The sequence below is a fragment of the Pseudomonas sp. Sample_14 genome, assembly GCF_004307515.1.
In the GTDB taxonomy this organism is placed as follows: domain Bacteria; phylum Pseudomonadota; class Gammaproteobacteria; order Pseudomonadales; family Pseudomonadaceae; genus Aquipseudomonas; species Aquipseudomonas atacamensis.
The window spans coordinates 1-1,532 of the sequence record NZ_RCOC01000052.1 but is presented as its reverse complement, the minus strand read 5'-3'; the positions used below and the strand labels follow the sequence as shown (position 1 = coordinate 1,532).

Here is a 1,532-nt window from a genome sequence, read left to right as displayed (position 1 = left end):
TTTGTGGGAGCGGGCTTGCCCGCGAAGGCGTCAGGTCTGGCACTGCAAATTCAAGTAGCTACACTCCTTTAACAGCTCACTGCGACACCAAACCGCACGACGCTTTTTTACTTATCGGCCCTGATCAGGCTAAATGGGCCGCGCCTGATCGCCCACCCAACGGACCTGTCCCATGAACCGACGCCGGTTAGCATTTGCCTGGATCGCCTGCTTTGCAGTGCTGTTCAACATGCTCGCCATGCCGCTGAGCGGGGCGATGGCGCAGGCGGCCAGTTCACCGGCCGAGCAGATACTCTGGAGCAGTTTCTGCACCGGCAGCGGCATGAAGATGGTGGCGATCGACATCGGTGCCACGGATCAGAAGGCCCCGCAGAACGACAGCCATTCGAACATGCAGCACTGCTGGTGTTGCTCAGGTGGGGCGCCATTGCTGGCGCTGCCGGGGCATTCGCCGCAGCTGTATTTCGCGCAATTTGAAAGCAACCGCAGCGTTGCGCCCGCCTCCCTGCAAGCCCCGACGCCGCGCCAGCAATGGCCGAGTCTCAATCCCCGTGCTTCCCCTCTGGTCTGATTTGTTCGCGCCAAAAATCCGCGTTTCAAATCGTTCTGGAGAACTGCCATGTTGAAGAAACTCTTCGTCCTCGCTGCGCTGTTGTTGCCGGCGTGCTTCGCCCATGCCCATGAATACAAGGCGGGTGCGCTGGAAATCGCCCACCCGTGGTCGCAGGAACTGCCGCCGAATGCGCCGACCGTCGCCGCCTACTTCATCATCCACAACACCGGTAAAAGCGCCGATCGCCTGCTCAGCGTCGACTCGCCCATCGCTGCACAAGCGCAGTTGCACGAGCATGTGATGCAGGGCGATCTGATGAAGATGCAGCAAGTGCCAAGCGTGGAAATCCCCGCCGGCGGCACCGTGACCTTCGCGCCGATGGCCTACCACGTGATGCTGCTCAACCCGAGCGATCGCAGCCTGCTCAGCGACGGCAAGCGTTTCCCGATGACCCTGCATTTCGAAAAGGCCGGTGACGTCAGCGTTGAAGTGGCCGTGCAGAAGAAAGCGCCGGAATCCGCTCAGGGCCACGTGCACGCTCAGTAATCGTTTCGGCTGACTTCGCCCATGCGTCCGTTGCGCACTAGGCCCGTCCCGCATCACCGTCAGACTCAAGCGCTGACGCGTGGCAGCTGGATCGCCCTGTTCGCCATGCTGATGATCTTCATCGGTCCACTGATTTCTCAGTCGATGCCGATGGATCAACACGCCTCGACGTCGATGCCAATGAGCATGGACATGTCGATGGACATGCCCGGCATGGATCACAGCGGCCATGCAGCCCAGCCTGCGGCCGAGCATTGCCCGCCGCAATCTTCGCACCACGTGCTGTGGGAAAAATGCGGCTATTGCAGCCTGCTGTTCAATTGCCCGGCACTGACCGGCGGCGGCGATTTCGTCGCTTTCAACATCCCGCCACCGAACACCTTCACCCCACCCTCGCCGCGTCTGGGCCATGCCCGCCAACCCTTCTTCCCCG

Annotated in this window: 3 protein-coding genes; all 3 read left to right on the top strand. The window is 61.3% G+C overall.

Annotation, left to right across the window (positions count from 1 at the left end; translation table 11 throughout):
• Nucleotides 1-172 precede the first annotated feature (172 nt).
• Nucleotides 173-571: a DUF2946 domain-containing protein gene (locus tag D8U61_RS11715; RefSeq protein WP_130902850.1), complete on the top strand. Its 399-nt coding sequence runs from the start codon at nt 173-175 to the stop codon at nt 569-571.
• 48 nt (nt 572-619) lie between these two features.
• Nucleotides 620-1,099, top strand: a complete 480-nt coding sequence (locus D8U61_RS11710) for a copper chaperone PCu(A)C (RefSeq protein ID WP_073471757.1) — start codon at nt 620-622, stop codon at nt 1,097-1,099.
• A 21-nt stretch (nt 1,100-1,120) separates the two neighbouring features.
• On the top strand, nt 1,121-1,532 hold a 412-nt coding region (locus D8U61_RS11705), incomplete at its 3' end, for a DUF2946 domain-containing protein (protein ID WP_130926970.1).

Bases quoted from the DNA above. Each gene is read 5' to 3' on its own strand.
- D8U61_RS11710 (WP_073471757.1), top strand. From the start codon at position 620: ATGTTGAAGAAACTCTTCGTCCTCGCTGCGCTGTTGTTGCCGGCGTGC.
- D8U61_RS11715 (WP_130902850.1), top strand. From the start codon at position 173: ATGAACCGACGCCGGTTAGCATTTGCCTGGATCGCCTGCTTTGCAGTG.